This is a genomic window from Pseudoalteromonas sp. CO325X (assembly GCF_004208955.1).
GTDB classification, from domain to species: domain Bacteria; phylum Pseudomonadota; class Gammaproteobacteria; order Enterobacterales; family Alteromonadaceae; genus Pseudoalteromonas; species Pseudoalteromonas ruthenica.
On record NZ_SGPG01000018.1, the window covers coordinates 1 to 13807 of the forward strand.

The 13807-nt window shown below is 47.6% G+C and carries 14 protein-coding genes and 1 tRNA gene; 3 read left to right on the forward strand and 12 right to left on the reverse strand.

Annotated elements, in window-relative coordinates; all coding sequences use genetic code 11:
• Positions 1–2: 2 nt before the first annotated feature.
• From EXT46_RS09280 to aspS, 11 genes are all read right to left on the reverse strand, one after another.
• Positions 3–75 (reverse strand) — tRNA-Lys (locus tag EXT46_RS09280).
• A gap of 186 nt (positions 76–261) precedes the next feature.
• Positions 262–1047 (reverse strand): tol-pal system protein YbgF, encoded by a 786-nt coding sequence (gene ybgF, locus EXT46_RS09285; protein WP_045978437.1) that lies wholly within the window; start codon positions 1045–1047, stop codon positions 262–264.
• A 17-nt stretch (positions 1048–1064) separates the two neighbouring features.
• On the reverse strand, positions 1065–1598 hold the full coding sequence (pal, locus tag EXT46_RS09290) for a peptidoglycan-associated lipoprotein Pal (RefSeq protein WP_022945134.1): 534 nt from the start codon (positions 1596–1598) through the stop codon (positions 1065–1067).
• 122 nt (positions 1599–1720) lie between these two features.
• Positions 1721–3076 carry a Tol-Pal system beta propeller repeat protein TolB gene (gene tolB, locus EXT46_RS09295; protein WP_045978438.1) on the reverse strand — a complete coding sequence of 452 codons (1356 nt, stop codon included), beginning with the start codon at positions 3074–3076 and terminating at the stop codon, positions 1721–1723.
• Positions 3077–3085: 9 nt separating this feature from the next.
• On the reverse strand, positions 3086–4018 hold the full coding sequence (tolA, locus tag EXT46_RS09300; protein WP_130146853.1) for a cell envelope integrity protein TolA: 933 nt from the start codon (positions 4016–4018) through the stop codon (positions 3086–3088).
• A gap of 1 nt (position 4019) precedes the next feature.
• Complete coding sequence (tolR, locus tag EXT46_RS09305) at positions 4020–4445, reverse strand: protein TolR (RefSeq protein ID WP_022945137.1); 426 nt, start codon at positions 4443–4445, stop codon at positions 4020–4022.
• On the reverse strand, positions 4432–5133 hold the full coding sequence (tolQ, locus tag EXT46_RS09310) for a protein TolQ (protein ID WP_130146855.1): 702 nt from the start codon (positions 5131–5133) through the stop codon (positions 4432–4434). The genes tolR and tolQ overlap by 14 nt, the downstream gene beginning before the upstream one ends.
• A gap of 791 nt (positions 5134–5924) precedes the next feature.
• The gene (gene ruvB, locus EXT46_RS09315) at positions 5925–6932 is read right to left on the reverse strand and encodes a Holliday junction branch migration DNA helicase RuvB (protein WP_053910915.1); all 1008 of its coding nucleotides are present in this window, start codon (positions 6930–6932) and stop codon (positions 5925–5927) included.
• Positions 6933–6945: 13 nt separating this feature from the next.
• A complete protein-coding gene (gene ruvA / locus EXT46_RS09320) occupies positions 6946–7566 on the reverse strand; it encodes a Holliday junction branch migration protein RuvA (RefSeq protein ID WP_130146857.1) in 621 nt (206 codons plus the stop codon).
• A gap of 2 nt (positions 7567–7568) precedes the next feature.
• Positions 7569–8090, reverse strand: coding sequence for a crossover junction endodeoxyribonuclease RuvC (ruvC, locus tag EXT46_RS09325; RefSeq protein ID WP_022945142.1), 522 nt, complete (start codon positions 8088–8090; stop codon positions 7569–7571).
• 111 nt (positions 8091–8201) lie between these two features.
• The gene (gene aspS / locus EXT46_RS09330; RefSeq protein ID WP_130146859.1) at positions 8202–9980 is read right to left on the reverse strand and encodes an aspartate--tRNA ligase; all 1779 of its coding nucleotides are present in this window, start codon (positions 9978–9980) and stop codon (positions 8202–8204) included.
• A 186-nt stretch (positions 9981–10166) separates the two neighbouring features.
• Between aspS and EXT46_RS09335 the strand changes: the two genes are divergently transcribed.
• Positions 10167–11024: a DUF72 domain-containing protein gene (locus tag EXT46_RS09335; RefSeq protein WP_130146885.1), complete on the forward strand. Its 858-nt coding sequence runs from the start codon at positions 10167–10169 to the stop codon at positions 11022–11024.
• An 84-nt stretch (positions 11025–11108) separates the two neighbouring features.
• Here EXT46_RS09335 and EXT46_RS09340 read toward each other — a convergent pair whose 3' ends face one another.
• Positions 11109–11798 carry a DUF3334 family protein gene (locus EXT46_RS09340; protein WP_022945145.1) on the reverse strand — a complete coding sequence of 230 codons (690 nt, stop codon included), beginning with the start codon at positions 11796–11798 and terminating at the stop codon, positions 11109–11111.
• A 223-nt stretch (positions 11799–12021) separates the two neighbouring features.
• Here EXT46_RS09340 and cmoA point away from each other — a divergent pair, with 223 nt between their 5' ends.
• Both cmoA and cmoB read left to right on the forward strand, forming a co-directional pair.
• Positions 12022–12747, forward strand: coding sequence for a carboxy-S-adenosyl-L-methionine synthase CmoA (cmoA, locus tag EXT46_RS09345; RefSeq protein WP_130146861.1), 726 nt, complete (start codon positions 12022–12024; stop codon positions 12745–12747).
• Positions 12748–12758: 11 nt separating this feature from the next.
• The gene (cmoB, locus tag EXT46_RS09350; RefSeq protein ID WP_045978442.1) at positions 12759–13727 is read left to right on the forward strand and encodes a tRNA 5-methoxyuridine(34)/uridine 5-oxyacetic acid(34) synthase CmoB; all 969 of its coding nucleotides are present in this window, start codon (positions 12759–12761) and stop codon (positions 13725–13727) included.
• The last annotated feature ends 80 nt before the right edge of the window (positions 13728–13807 follow it).

A 13807-nucleotide genomic window follows, 5' to 3' on the forward strand; every position in this document is an offset into this window, starting at 1 on the left:
GGTGGGTCATGATGGATTCGAACCATCGACCAATGGATTAAAAGTCCACTGCTCTACCAACTGAGCTAATGACCCATTTTGTCGTTATTTGCGCAGCGTTATCCCCGAGGGGTTATCGTCTGCTGCGGGCGCTTATAATACTTATTTAAAAACCAAGTGCAATACAAATGCTCGGTTTTTTTTAGTTTTTCCGCTTAGTTGCCTAATTTTAGACCGCTTTAAACAGCCTGCGGTCTAAAAGCAAACACTTAGCAAAATCTGCTACAACTTACTAACACGCTCGGTCGCTAATTTAGCGGCTGTGGTGTTAGGGTACTCAGCAATCACTTTATTAAACAATTGCTTCGCTTTGGCGAGTTGGCCTTGCTGTTGTTCCAAGGTACCCAACTTAAGCATCGCATCGGCACGCTTATTAGAATCAGTATATTGATTCACCACGGTTTCGAAGTGGCCCTTGGCGCCGCTCGTATCACCTTTAATCGTCAAAAGTTGGCCTAACCAATAATGTGCGTTCGGCACGTATACTGACTCTGGATAGGTTTGCAGAAATGCTTGAAACTCAGGAATAGCTGCATCGTAGCGTTTGTCCTGCATGATCAGCTTGACCGCTTTGTCATACGCTTCATTTTCAGACAGATTACTACTCATCGGCGCGGCACTGTTGGCAGCGCTATCACTGGTGGTCGCGGCACTGGACGTACTGTAACCATCATCATAGCTTGGCTGTTGCTGCTGCGAATAAGCGGCGCTAACACGGTTTTCTATTTCTTGATATAGCTCGCGTTGACGTTGCAGCACCTTTTCTAGCTTGTAGCTGTGCTCTTCGGTGACGCCACGCAACTGACTCACTTCATCTTGCAACAAATCCAGTTGCTGTTGTAAATCGGCTTGAAGCAAATTGCGAGTTTGCATCATTTGCTCTAAGCGGCTTAAACGTTTTTCGACACTTGATTCACTGGCGGAGGCCTCTGAAACAGGAGCGGGAGCAGCCCAAACTTGGGTGCTCCCGCTCATGAGTAAGGCTGCCAAAATAATTTTCGGCTTCATTGTTACTCTTTTAAATTTTAGTATACCAAGACTGCACGGCGGTTTTTGGCGAACGCTTCTTCGTTACGCGCTTTAACCATCGGCTTCTCTTCACCGTAGCTAACAACAGACATTTGGTTAGGGTTAACACCTAGGCTCTGTAGGTATTTTTCTACAGACTGACCACGGCTTTCACCTAGTGCAATGTTGTACTCTGGCGTACCACGCTCATCTGCGTGGCCTTCGATAAGTACTTTTACAGAAGGGTTCTGCGTTAGGAACTGAGCGTGAGCTTGTAGCAATTCAGCATACTTGCTCTGAATAGTTGCCTTGTCAAAATCAAAGTAAATGATTTGCTGTTGACGAAGCGCTTCATACTTTTCGCGCAGCTTCTCTTCTGCTGTTTTCTCGCGTTTTACTGTTTCCACTTCAACTGTATCAGTTGTTTGGGTTTCAACTTGATTTGTCTCGTTGGCTTGGCCTTCATCTTGGCTAGATGAAGAACTACATGCCGCTAGCGTCATAACTGGCACTGCAATAAGCAGACCTTTAACTATTTTTTTAAGTTGCATTGAGTAGATTCCTATTATCAAAAAGTGAAACCAGCACCTGATTTTCAATTTGTCTTAATATAGTAAGCAATTTACATAAAATTCAAGTTTATGCGTCCAAAGCTGACTATACCCTGAGCGAATTATAAAAACGGTGACCAAGCTGGCGCTTTTACTTGTCCATCAAGTACGGGTAAACGCGCTTTAAAACGGCCATCCATTGAAACCAAAGCCAATACATTTTTGTTGTTATGCATCGTGCTGTAAATAATCATGGAGCCATTGGGCGCCACGCTCGGCGACTCATCCAAACGTGTACGTGTAAGTACTTGGAAGTTGCCTGATTCAAGATCCTTCTTAGCAATGTGATAACGGCCCAGCGTCCGATTAACCATCACTAAGTGCTTGCCATCGGGCGTAACTGAGCCATTTAAATTCATATCACCGTCGAACGTCATGCGTTTCACTCGGCCTGAATCTAAATTTAACTTATAAATCTGGGCATTACCACCCCTTTCCGAGGTAAACAGGAGCTCTTTGCCGTTTGGATGCCAGGTTGGTTCGGTATCGATACTACGGTGGCGAGTTAAACGACGCTCTTGCTTTGTTTGTAAGTCGTACAAATAAAGTTCAGTAGCACCGGTACGGTCTTTTGATAGCACCATAGCCAATTTCGTGCCATCAGGTGAAAATTGCGGGGCACCGTTGATACCTGGGTGGCTGGTGACTAACTGTCGCTGGCCTGTGTAAATATCTTGGATATAGATCTGACTTTGACGATTTTCAAAGGTGACATAAGCCAGTTTATTACCATCAGGTGACCATGAGGGTGACATCAGTGGCTCTTTAGAGCGCAGTAGTACCTGCTCGTTATAACCATCGTAATCCGCCACAACAAGCTGATAAGGCTTATCATCTTGGTCACGTACAATGACGTAGGCAATTTTAGTTAAAAATGCGCCGCGCTCGCCCGTTAACGCCTCGTATACGACATCGCTAATACGGTGACCGTAACGGCGGAAGTTTTGCGCCGTGATGACTGTTTCCCGAGCGTCAAGTACATGGTCTTGGCTTTTGATTAACTTACCGTTGTTGAGAATGCGTGTCTCGCCACCGGTTATTTGCCCACGGAGCACGTCGATTAGCTCGTAACTGACCAGGTATCGGCCGCCATTTTGTTGCTGTACACGACCAACAACAATGGCTTCCACCCCTTCTTGAACCCAGGCACTGTAGTCTACATCAGCATCAGTACTTGGGCGCTGTGGCATGTTAATGCTGGCGATAGGCTTAAACTTACCACTGCGACGCAAGTCAGCGGCGACCACTTCACTAATGCGCATCGGCATTTCACCGGTGCCTTCGTAGGCAAACGGCACCACAGCGATAGGTCGGGCACTGTCGACCCCTTCAGTAATAACAATTTCCAACGCCGCATTAGCCCATAGACTGACGCTAGCTAGCATGGAAATAAACAGGTATCGGCACATCTTTACCATGGTGTTCCCCTAAAACTCTGGTTTAACCGTTAAGTTAATATCTTTTAATTTTTCAAATACATCACGATCTTTGGAGACCGGTAAGGTATCAGCACGGCGCACTGCACGAACCGCAGCTTCACAGACTTGCTGGTCGCCACCGAGTGAACTGACACTGGTGACCAAGCCGTTGAATGCCAATTTAATGTTCAATCGACACTCTTTACCACGGTAGCTCTGATCTAATAGCAAGTTTTGCTGAATGCGTTGGGCGATCAGGGCGCGGTATTTATCCACTTCTGACATCACTTGCTGTCGACGCGCTTTCGAGCGTGCCGCTTGCTCGGCAGCCAATTGCTCTTGCAGCAGTTGCTCAGCCAGCGCTTTTTGCCTTGCTTCTTCAGCCTTGCGGGCAGCTTCTTGCTCTTTGCGTTTACGTTCAGCTTCGGCCTTGCGCGCTGCTTCTTCTTCCTTGCGACGTTTTTCGGCAGCCGCTTTAGCCGCTTGCTCTGCCTTTTCTTTTTCCTGCTGGGCTTTACGTGCTTTTTCGCGCTCTTTACGTTCTTGCTCTCGAGCACGTTTCGCTTCGGCCTCAGCCTGTTTACGTTCACGCTCTTTGGCTTGACGCTGCCGCTCTAACTTTTTGATCTGCTCGGCTTCGGCCTCACGCTGTTTGCGGGCGGCGGCGGCGCGATCCTCCAACTCTTTAATACGCTGTTGCTCGGCACGTCTTTTGGCTTCCTCTTTTTGCTTAAGATCAGCGAGGCGTTGCTCCACTTGTTTTTGATCAACAGACACGGCGCTAACAGCTTGCTCTGGCGTATCTTCGTTACTCGGTGTATTTAGAGTCACTTTCATGATTTCAGGTGCTGAATCACGAAATAAACCCACACCCACCAAAGCACCGATAAGCGCAAGGTGTAAAGCGAGGGAAATGAGAAGTGGCGTTTTATACTGCTGCATGCTAATCCTCAAACGACTCCGTCATTAAGCCTACCTCGGGTACCCCGGCGTTTTTCAAAAAGTCCATTAATAGCAGTACTTCTTGATAACTGACGCGGCCTGACCCTTTAATCATCACTGGAGTATCGGGGTTTTGCTCTAACTTGAGTTTGATGACAGCGGCAACATCCACCGCTTCCATCGGCGCTTCGGGGTCGGTACCCACACTCACATAGTACTTACCGTCGGCGTCAATAGAGGCAATAATCGGCGGTGCATCTTTAGTTTCCACCAGCTCGGATTTTTCCATCTTTGGCAAATCAACTTTGACCCCGTGGGTGATAAGGGGTGCTGTGGCCATAAAGATTATCAGCAGCACCAACATCACGTCGATGTAAGGAACAACGTTGATCTCTGCGACCGGACGACGTTTCTTACGCTGATACATTCGACTTTACCTCTTGGGTGACCGCTTGGCGATGAAGAATATTGGAAAACTCTTCCATGAAGTTGGCGTAATGCGACTCTATTTTCTCAACTTTGTTGGCAAAGCGGTTGTACGCAATAACCGCAGGGATGGCTGCAAACAAGCCCATTGCAGTAGCAATCAAGGCCTCGGCGATACCCGGGGCGACCATTTGCAGTGTTGCCTGCTTTACTTCACCGAGGGCGATAAAGGCAGTCATGATCCCCCACACGGTACCAAACAAGCCAATGTAAGGGCTGATTGAACCTATGGTTGCAAGAAAGGACAAGCTTGTTTCAAGTTTCTCAATCTCACGAGAAAGTGCCACACGCATCGCACGATGTGCGCCTTCGGTGACCATACCCGCAGAATGAACATTATTCTTTTTGTGTCGTGCAAACTCTTTGAAGCCTGAGGTAAATAACGCTTCTAATCCTTCACTTTTATTGCCACGCGCCGAAATCTCACTGTAGAGCTTCGACAAATCAACACCTGACCAAAAACGCGATTCGAATTTCTTGGCGCTACTAAGCGCATGGCCCAAGGTTTTACGACGCTGAATGATGATGGCCCACGATATTACCGACAGAGCTACTAAGGTAAGCATCACCAGCTGTACTAAAAAGCTGGCTTTTAAAATAAGATCAATAAAATTTAATCCAGAATCCACGTCTTTTCTCCTGAGGCGCAGTTTACAACTTCCACGTGTCTTTGAGCACGACACAATGAGCACTAGTGTAACCAGTCGTTGTAGCGCTGACAATGGCCTTGCCACGAATTGCTACAAACCCAAGTTAAACACCTAATTAATGATGCGATGTAAAAAAGTACACGCCATTATTGGGCTCTAAAACCCTAACAAAAGTTCAAATTAATTGCGTTTTATGCACTTTGTGCGCATAAGCTTTCATTTGCCAAAATATCTACACGTTAGAAACTAGTAAATCTAATAGAACAAAAAAAGCACACAAATAATATTTCCCTTTAATATCAATATTAAGAAAACATAACCCCATACTTTACGATGAAAATTACCATCTTAAAAAACTATTCAATATTAGATTTTCTTATCCGAAAAATATAATTTTTCTAGTTTGATTAGGGCCCATTTAGTCCGTAATATTCACCCTGTACTGAGCTAGCGCAACCAATTGAGCTCTTATGCACAGTTCAAGAGGTGGTTTCTGATTCCCCACCTCGGCCATTGATTGATTAACTTTAGCGTTGCTCATTCACTTGGCTTATTTGGATTTACTTCCTTCAACTTGTTGTTTTGCCCGCTTTGTTAGCGGGCTTTTTTTTGCCTGCAATAAGATACCAAGCACAGCTTAATCTGTTGTGAATTACTCTGCTTTTAATAAGCCACCTGTATAGAGACAGCGTCGACCTAAACTTGGGTGTATTGGTAAGGGAATGAGGCAGGTTGGGCCGAGCTAAACCGCTCGGCAGGGTGTGCCAAGGTTAGTCTGTGGTTTTACTGAGACCAAAATGCGCATAGGCATGATCTGATACAATCCGTCCTCGCGGCGTACGCTGGATAAAGCCTTGCTGTATTAGATAGGGTTCAATCACATCTTCTATGGTTTCTTTTTCCTCGCCGATGGCTGCTGCGAGATTATCCAGCCCCACCGGCCCGCCCATGAACTTTTCTATAATCGCTAGCAAGTATTTACGGTCCATATAATCAAAACCGCTTTTGTCTACATCGACCATATCGAGCGCTTGTGCGGCAATATCAATACATACGCGACCATCACCTTTAACTTCTGCAAAATCTCGCACTCGGCGCAGTAACCGGTTAGCAATGCGGGGAGTCCCTCGCGAGCGCTTGGCGACTTCTAAAGCGCCCTGCTCGTCAACGGCTAAACCTAGATGATCGGCGGAGCGTTTAACAATGGCGGCAAGGTCGGCAACGGAATAAAACTCCAAACGTTGCACAATACCGAAACGATCGCGCAGCGGAGAAGTTAATGAGCCTGCACGGGTCGTAGCACCAATTAAAGTAAATGGCGGTAAATCAAGTTTAATCGAGCGCGCTGCAGGGCCTTCACCAATCATGATATCGAGTTGATAGTCTTCCATGGCTGGATAGAGTATTTCCTCAACATGTGGGCTCATGCGATGAATTTCGTCAATAAACAGCACATCATGAGCTTCTAAGTTAGTCAGTAAGGCGGCGAGATCGCCGGCTTTTTCCAACACCGGACCGGAAGTCGTTTTAATACTCACATTGAGTTCATTAGCAACAATATTGGCTAACGTGGTTTTACCTAACCCAGGGGGACCAAATATAAGGAGATGATCTAAGGCCTCGCTACGTGAGCGTGCAGCCTCGATAAAAATATCCATCTGCTGTTTAACATGAGGTTGGCCGTGATAGTCGGCCAATAACTTAGGCCGAATGGCTCTATCGACCACATCTTCATTACCCTGTACCTCTGGCTCAATCAGCCGATCCGCTTCTATCATGATGGTATCTCTGTTATAGCATCGCTTTGAGCGCTTGCTTAATCATTTCTTCGGAGGCCATGCTTGGCTTCGCGACTGCTTTTACCGACTTCACTGCCTGAGCATTTTTATAACCCAGAGCCTCAAGTGCGGCAACCGCATCGTCTTGGGCATTACTCGCGACCAAAGTATCGCCATTGGGCGCATCCATTGGTGCCAAATCAGTGTGAGGGGTAAATAAGTCAGGACCCCAATCTTTAAGCCTGTCTTTCATTTCTAACACTAACCGCTCTGCGGTTTTTTTGCCAACGCCAGGAAGCTTTACTAAGGTGCTTGCATCGCCATGATGAACGCAATGGATAAATTGCTCTGCCGACATCCCCGATAAAATACCTAGGCCTAATTTAGGCCCTACCCCATTGGCTTTTAGCAATTCACGAAACAGGGCGCGTTCGTTTTTGGTGTTAAACCCAAATAACAGCTGCGCATCCTCTCGCACCACAAAGTGGGTATACAAGGTGACCTGTTCGCCACACTCGGGAAGTGCATAAAAGCAACTCATGGGGAGGTTGATTTCATAGCCAATGCCCGATGCTTCCACTAGCACCTCAGGGGGCTGCTTCTCAACCAACAATCCTCTAATTCGTCCTATCATTGTTACCTCAAGCGTCCGCGCACGGTTTTACGTGCTTGACCGGACAGTTTTATTAAGTTTTGTTGTGAGTGGCCATGACACATAGCAATAGCCAAGGCGTCGGCGGCATCTGCTTGCGGCGTGGCTGGCAGCTTCAAAATATGCTTCACCATGTGTTGTACCTGTGCCTTTTCCGCAGAGCCTCGCCCAACCACTGCTTGTTTCACTTGCCGCGCGGAGTATTCTGACACGTCAATATCGGCCAAGGTCGCGGCAACAATGGCTGCGCCCCGAGCTTGTCCTAGCTTTAATGCCGAATCAGGATTGTGGGCCATAAACACTTGCTCTATGGCAAACGCGGTAGGGTTAAATTGCTCAATGAGTTGGCTGACGCCTTGGAAAATCATTTTTAGACGCAACGGGAAAGCGTTGTCACCTAGCTTAATACAGCCACTGCCCAAGTAATGGAACTTATGCCCTTGCTGCTGCACGACACCATAGCCGGTAAAGCGCGAGCCGGGGTCAATTCCCAAAATTATACTCACCCACTGACCTTATTATTATTCTCGCTTATGGAAATGGTAACTGTATGTATGACCAGTGTAAAGCTGAAGCATAAAAAAAGCGGCCTGAGCCGCTTCTTTTATCGCTATCGCTTATTCGCTCTGTTCACTCTCAGAGGCAGTCACTCCGATACCCAGCTCTTGCAGAGCATCGGGATTTGCCACACTCGGGGCATCGGTCATCAAACAAGATGCTTGCGTCGTTTTCGGGAAGGCAATGACATCACGAATATTGTCTGTACCACAAAGCAACATCACTAGACGGTCAAGGCCGAACGCCAAGCCTGCGTGCGGCGGTGTACCATACTTCAATGCATCGAGTAGGAAACCGAACTTATCTTGTTGCTCTTGCTCATTGATCCCCAATACGCGGAACGCTGCTTGTTGCATCGCATTATTGTGGATACGCACCGAACCACCACCCACTTCGTAACCATTAAGAACCATGTCGTAGGCATCAGACAGCGTACCGGCAGGGTTCGCTTCCAGCTCCTCTGGGCTGACATCTTTTGGCGCAGTAAATGGGTGGTGAACAGCATGTAGATTGCCTTCATCGTCTTCTTCAAACATCGGGAAGTCTACGACCCACAATGGCGCCCATTTAGTTAAATCAGTTAGCTCAAGATCTAAACCAATCTTCAAGCGCAGCGCACCCATGGCTTCATTGACCACATTGCGTGAGTCGGCACCAAATAAAATGATATCGCCAGTTTGCGCATTGGTGCGTTCAAGTAAGGCGGTGATCACCTCTTCGTTCAAGAATTTAGCAATCGGTGATTGCACGCCTTCCACACCCACGTCGCGGTCATTGACCTTCATCCAGGCTAAACCTTTAGCGCCATAGATGCCGATAAATTTGGTGTACTCATCAATTTGCTTACGTGATAACGACGCTCCACCTGGCACGCTAAGTACGGCTACGCGGCCTTTTTCATCATTAGCAGGGCCAGAGAACACTTTAAACTCAACGTCTTTAACCAAATCAGCAACGTCAATAAGCTCCATCGGGTTACGTAGGTCAGGCTTGTCTGAACCGAAACGACGCATGGCTTCGCTATAGGCCATTACTGGGAACTCGCCTAAGTCAACATTCAGCAACTCTTGCCACATATCACGGATCAGCTTTTCAGTGACACCGCGAACTTGGTCTGAACTCATAAATGAGGTTTCGATATCGATTTGCGTGAACTCTGGCTGGCGGTCGGCACGTAAATCTTCATCACGGAAACATTTAACGATTTGGTAGTAACGGTCAAAGCCAGACATCATCAACAATTGTTTAAACAGCTGCGGCGACTGCGGCAGCGCATAGAAGCTGCCATGATGCACACGGCTTGGCACAAGGTAGTCACGTGCTCCTTCAGGGGTCGCTTTGGTCAGTACCGGCGTTTCAATATCGAGGAAGTCATTGCTATCAAGGAAGCGGCGAACAAAACTTGTGGCTTTGGCACGCAACTTAATGCGGTCGCTCATCTCTAAGCGGCGAAGATCTAAGTAACGGTATTTTAGACGGCGCTCTTCGGAGTTTTGCTGGTTAAAATCCAGTGGTAGAGCGTCGCTGCGGTTAATAATCTCAAGGCCAGTACCTAGAATTTCCACTTCCCCTGTGCTCATGTCTTTGTTGACTTGGCTGTCAGGGCGAGCGCGGACTACCCCTTTGACTTGTACACAGAATTCTTGGCGAAGTTTATTCGCCACATCCATAAGCCCTTCGACTTCCGGGTCGAACACCACCTGCACCAAGCCTTCGCGGTCACGCACATCGACGAAGATCAAACCACCTAAATCACGGCGTTTGTTGATCCACCCACACAGAGTAACTTCTTGGTCGACATGACTTTTATTTAAGTGTCCGCAATATATAGAGCGCATAATATTCCTGTTTTAATTGTAAGCGCGCATTGGTTTAAGCACGCAGTGGCCAAATTAATTGCGTCAATTATATAAAAACGGCTGTCAATGTCACGAAGCAAACTCCGAGTTGCATACTTATTGAGCACCTAAAGCCATAAAGCTGTGCTAGCATAGCTGCCAATCACTATGAACCGTGCTTTAGCCATGCTTTATCTAGGTTGTCCACAGTGGTCTAATACCGCGTGGAAAGGACAATTATTTGCCCAACACTGTCAGCAATCACAGATGCTCGCCCGTTACAGTGAAGTATTTAATGCCGTGGAGGGAAACACCACTTTCTATGCCGATCCTAGCCCCGATGTGGTAAAGCGCTGGCTGCACAGCAGTGATGAGCACTTTCGCTTTACCTTTAAATTCCCAAAGCGTTTTAGCCACGACAGTGCCTTGCAAGCTCCGCACGAAGAACTCACACACTGGCTTAAACTAATGGCACCCTTATTCAGCAAAGTAGGCAGCTTGATGTTGCAATTGCCAGCAAGCTTTGCACCAACGCACCTCCCCCGACTGCAGCACTTTATTGCCCAACTACCCAAAGACTTGCACTACAGCGTGGAAGTGCGCCACCGCGATTTTTTTACCAAAGGTGACAGCGAGCGCGCACTGAACCGATTTTTATATCAACATAATATTGATCGTGTTTGTATGGACACCCGGGCGCTGTTTGCAGTCTCCCCTTATAATGACGCCATTATTGACGCACAGCAGAAGAAACCTCATTTACCGGTGCATGCGGTGGCCTTGGGCGAGCGCCCAGTGGTGCGTTTTGTGATTGCTGCGCTAAGTGATGAGTATCAGCACTATTACCAGCCTTGGTTGGCAAAGATTAAACAGTGGTTAGATGAAGGCAAGTCACCTTATGTGTTTTTACACACCGCTGATAACGACGGGGCGCCTTTACTGGCACGCCAGTTTGCCCAGGATTTGCAGCGCTTTTGTGGCTATTATCACCGTGCCGTTGAGCCATTCCCGGGTGAAAAGCACCAACAGGAACAGCTCTTTTAGCACCGCTGCACTGGCCCATGTGCTGGCATCACATCAGTCACAGAGGGTCGCAAGTCATGTTAGCCACACGCCGTACAGGGGAAATTAAAGACCTAGGTTTTCCATAAAATCGTCATCGATATCCTGCTCAGCCTGCTGCTTTTTTGCTTTTTCTTCAGCTTGTTGCTTATCGGCATGGGCACTTTCAATGATGTCATCAGGGTCTACCGCATCGGTGATGTCAAAATCATGAAGCTTGATGAACTCCGTTTTATCCATCGCCAATTCAAGGTAAAAAATATTTTGGTTCTGTGTGGTAAACGTCACACGGCGCGCCTGAGGCCTGTCCATAGTGGTATCCACAGAGATTTGCACTTGCTTGTTGATGGCCATCATTTTCGGCTGATTTTGGGTGATCGACGTGTGCAGTTGCTCCCTGACTTTATTAGTAAAGTCACCGACGATTTGGTTCATGAGCTCCCCTAGCACATTGGAAACATCATCAGAAAGGTGGCTCTTCGCTAACTCTTCCTCGGGCATGCCCATATTACGCAAGTAGTCCGAATAGACTTCCATCGCCGCTTGCGCGGTAAAATTCGTCACCACCAACCCTGTAAAGCCACCATCGAATAACACGAAGCAGCCAATATCTGGGCGCATACAGGTGCGGGTTATTTTTTGCACCATGGCCGAATAGCTAATGTTATTGCCGCTGGCAGAAGACAACACCTCGGTCACCGAATGACATAAGGTGGAAAGAATATCCTCGGTACTAATTACTTTGCTTTTTTTCATGCACTGTCTCACATCTTTATTTACTGGCATAAAACCATACTACAGCGGTTAACTTACTGAATAACCGAAAAACTAGCCAGTACTGTTTACATTTTTTGGCACCTTTTGTGACTCAGCGAAAGCGAATGCAGCCTAATGCGGCCGATTTGTGCTGCTAAAGCTCACCACAGCGCCAACAAATTTGATAAAATATTGTCATTGTTTCTATCTAGAGCTTAGCAAAGTGTCAGTGAAAGACAGTATTTATGCTGCTGAACAGCAAGTAAAAGATTTCACCTTCGATGCCAACGTCGTCGAGGTGTTCCCAGATATGATTGAACGCTCGGTACCAGGGTATGCCACCATCGTTAGCACCCTTGGTAAATTAGCCGGCAAATACGCACAGCCACATACGCGGCTGTATGATTTAGGCTGCTCGCTAGGCGCCGTCACCTTAAGTATGCGCCGCAACCTCACCCAAAGTGGCTGTGAAATAGTCGCCATTGATAATTCTCAAGCCATGGTTGAACGTTGTCGCATGCATTTGCAAGGCTTTCGCTCTGCTGTGCCCGTTGACGTGCAGCTTGGCGACATTCTTGATGCTAAGCTTGAAAACGCCTCTGTCGTGGCGATGAACTTCACCATGCAATTTATTCCACCCGAGCAACGCCATGCCCTGCTTACGCGCATTTTTAACGCCCTAAAGCCCGGCGGTGTGTTGCTGCTAAGTGAAAAACTCAAGGGCGAAAATGCCGATGTCGATGAGTTATTGATTGACCTCCATCATGATTTCAAGCGTGCCAATGGCTACTCAGAATTAGAGATAAGCCAAAAGCGCACCGCCATTGAAAATGTCATGCGCACCGACACCTTGAGCGCCCACATTGAACGCTTGCAAGATGTCGGCTTTAGCCAAACCCAAGTGTGGTATCAGTGCTTTAACTTTTGCTCTATGGTCGCAATTAAATAAACGGAACAGTTATGAATCAATGGTTTAATCAGTTTTATCAACACATTGCCTGCACCGATTTGAGCCACTGGCTAAATACCTTACCTGGGCAGTTGCAACATTGGCAGGACCAAGCTCGTCATGGCGATATGCCAAAATGGCAAAAAGTACTAAACAACCTGCCTGAGTTAACGCCATCAAACATTGATGTTCGTACGCAGGTCGCAATAGGCCAAGCCGAAGACATTAGTGACGGCGAGCGCAAACAGTTAACGCATCTACTAAAGCGCTTTATGCCGTGGCGTAAAGGCCCGTTTTCACTGTTTGGTATCGACATTGACACCGAATGGCGCAGCGACTGGAAATGGGATCGCGTGTTACCCCATATCAGCGATTTATCACATCGTAAGGTCCTAGATATTGGCTGCGGTTCAGGCTACCACCTGTGGCGTATGCGTGGTGAAGGCGCCGAACTGGTGGTGGGCATCGACCCCAGTGACTTGTTTTTGTGTCAATTCCAAGCCATTAAACAGTATCACCCAGATCCTGCTGTGCATTTGCTGCCTTTGGGCGTTGAACAACTGCCAGCCTTAAAAGCCTTCGATACGGTATTTTCCATGGGGGTGCTTTATCATCGGCGCTCCCCTATCGATTTCTTAGCACAGCTACGAGCGCAATTGCGCCCGGGAGGTGAACTGGTGTTAGAGACCTTAGTAGTGGAAGGCGATATTCACACGGTACTGATGCCGGAAGACCGCTACGCAAAAATGCGCAACGTGTGGTACATCCCAAGCACCGACGCATTACAGCTGTGGTTGCGACGCGTCGGCTTTAAAGATATTCGCGTTGTTGACACCGATCAGACGTCATTGGCAGAGCAAAGGCGCACGTCGTGGATGGAAAATGAGTCGCTGGCCGACTTCCTTGACCCAAATGATGTAAACAAAACCATCGAAGGGTATCCAGCGCCACTTCGCGCCGTGCTGGTTGCCACAGCCTAACAAGGACATTCGTCCTCCTTTTTCTAGCCTCCAAGGGGCATTTGCTGTAAAATGCCCGGCGTTTCTAAGCAACCCCTAAA

Excerpts from the sequence above, each read along its gene's own strand:
- EXT46_RS09340 (WP_022945145.1), bottom strand. The coding sequence starts at position 11,798 with ATGAAAAAAAGCAAAGTAATTAGTACCGAGGATATTCTTTCCACCTTA.
- ruvA (WP_130146857.1), bottom strand. The coding sequence starts at position 7,566 with ATGATAGGACGAATTAGAGGATTGTTGGTTGAGAAGCAGCCCCCTGAG.
- aspS (WP_130146859.1), bottom strand. The coding sequence starts at position 9,980 with ATGCGCTCTATATATTGCGGACACTTAAATAAAAGTCATGTCGACCAA.
- tolA (WP_130146853.1), bottom strand. The coding sequence starts at position 4,018 with ATGCAGCAGTATAAAACGCCACTTCTCATTTCCCTCGCTTTACACCTT.
- pal (WP_022945134.1), bottom strand. The coding sequence starts at position 1,598 with ATGCAACTTAAAAAAATAGTTAAAGGTCTGCTTATTGCAGTGCCAGTT.
- tolB (WP_045978438.1), bottom strand. The coding sequence starts at position 3,076 with ATGGTAAAGATGTGCCGATACCTGTTTATTTCCATGCTAGCTAGCGTC.
- tolR (WP_022945137.1), bottom strand. The coding sequence starts at position 4,445 with ATGTATCAGCGTAAGAAACGTCGTCCGGTCGCAGAGATCAACGTTGTT.
- ybgF (WP_045978437.1), bottom strand. The coding sequence starts at position 1,047 with ATGAAGCCGAAAATTATTTTGGCAGCCTTACTCATGAGCGGGAGCACC.
- ruvB (WP_053910915.1), bottom strand. The coding sequence starts at position 6,932 with ATGATAGAAGCGGATCGGCTGATTGAGCCAGAGGTACAGGGTAATGAA.
- EXT46_RS09335 (WP_130146885.1), top strand. The coding sequence starts at position 10,167 with ATGCTTTATCTAGGTTGTCCACAGTGGTCTAATACCGCGTGGAAAGGA.
- cmoB (WP_045978442.1), top strand. The coding sequence starts at position 12,759 with ATGAATCAATGGTTTAATCAGTTTTATCAACACATTGCCTGCACCGAT.